Consider the following 1,273-nt stretch of genomic DNA (forward strand, 5'->3'; position numbering starts at 1 on the left):
CGGCAGCACGCCCGGCAGGGACACGTCGGTGCGGGACAGCGCCATGTCCCCGGTGGCCACGTCGATCGGGTCCCGCACGAACGTCTTGACCATGTTGCGGATCGAAGCGGGCAGCTTGTTGAAGCCCGGGTTCAGCTTCAGCCGCTCGAAGGCCGCGCAGTCCAGCCCCATCGACTTGCTCAGCCTGGCCAGCGCCGCCGGCCCCAGCGCCTTCAGCCCCTTGCCCAGCGCCTTGCCCAGCACCCCGAACCCGACGCCCATCACCGCGCCCTCGGCGAGGATGCCGGCCAGCTTCTCCGGGTCCTTGAACGCGCCCGGATCCTCCAGCAGCGTGGTGAAGGCGGAGAAGGTCGCGCCCTGCTTGGCCAGCTTGGCGACCTCGGCGACCCCGCGGATCTCCTTGAGCGCCTTCAGCGCCCGCTCCACCCCCCGGATGACCTCCATGATCCCGCGCACGGCGGTCCCGAGGGCGGTGCCCTCCTCCTCGATCCGCCCGACCAGCGCCACCACCTTCAGCGCCCGCTCGCCCGCCATCAGGGTGGCGGCCACGTCCGAGGCGCCCGCGGTCAGCACCGACAGCGCCAGGCCCGCGATCTCGAACTCGACGATCTCCGCGAGCATCACGCCGATCTCGGACAGCAACTCGTGCGCCTTGTCCGCGAAGTCGTCCAGCGCCTTGGCACCCTCACGCAGCGCGTGCGCCATCTCCGTGGCCTGCTTACGGGCCGCCCTGGAACGCTTGTCGAACGCCTTGGCGGTCTTGCCCTCCCACTCCACACCCCGCAGCGCACGCTCGGCTGCCGTGGCCGCGTCGTCCAGTCCCGAGGCCAGACTCCGCCACTTCTTCGCGATCTCCCGCACCCCGTCCGGGTCCACCGCCGGATCCGAGATGCCCAGGAACTCCAGACCACTGGCGACCGAGTCGCCGAACATGTGGTTGAACTTGCTGATGTAGTGCAAAGGGTTGAGGTCGACCACGCCCGGATCAGCCCTTCTTTTCCTGGGCCGCGGCGGCGATCAGCACGTCCAGCAGATCGAAGGCGTCGGACACCTCGCCGATCAGCTTCGCCTCCGCGTCCCACTCCTCACCCACCTGCCGGGTCAGCTTGGCCAGGGTGGTCATGCCCTGCTCTATCTCACCCTTCGCCCCCAGCAGCGAGCCCAACGCACCCAGCGCACCCAGGTCATGGGACTGCGCCTCGAACTGCTGCAACGGCTTCGCCGTGTGATGCCCCACGCCCCGCAGCCCCGAGGCCGCCTTGTGCATGGACGC

Annotated in this window: 1 protein-coding gene and 1 pseudogene; both read right to left on the reverse strand. The window is 69.8% G+C overall.

What is annotated here, in order from left to right:
* A pseudogene (locus ABZ642_RS46440) lies at positions 1-978 on the reverse strand (hypothetical protein); the annotation flags it as partial.
* 7 nt (positions 979-985) lie between these two features.
* On the reverse strand, positions 986-1,273 hold a 288-nt coding region (locus tag ABZ642_RS46445; RefSeq protein WP_360497806.1), incomplete at its 5' end, for a hypothetical protein.

Origin of the sequence: Streptomyces sp. NPDC007157, assembly GCF_040634235.1 — a bacterium.
Classification (GTDB): Bacteria; Actinomycetota; Actinomycetes; order Streptomycetales; family Streptomycetaceae; genus Streptomyces.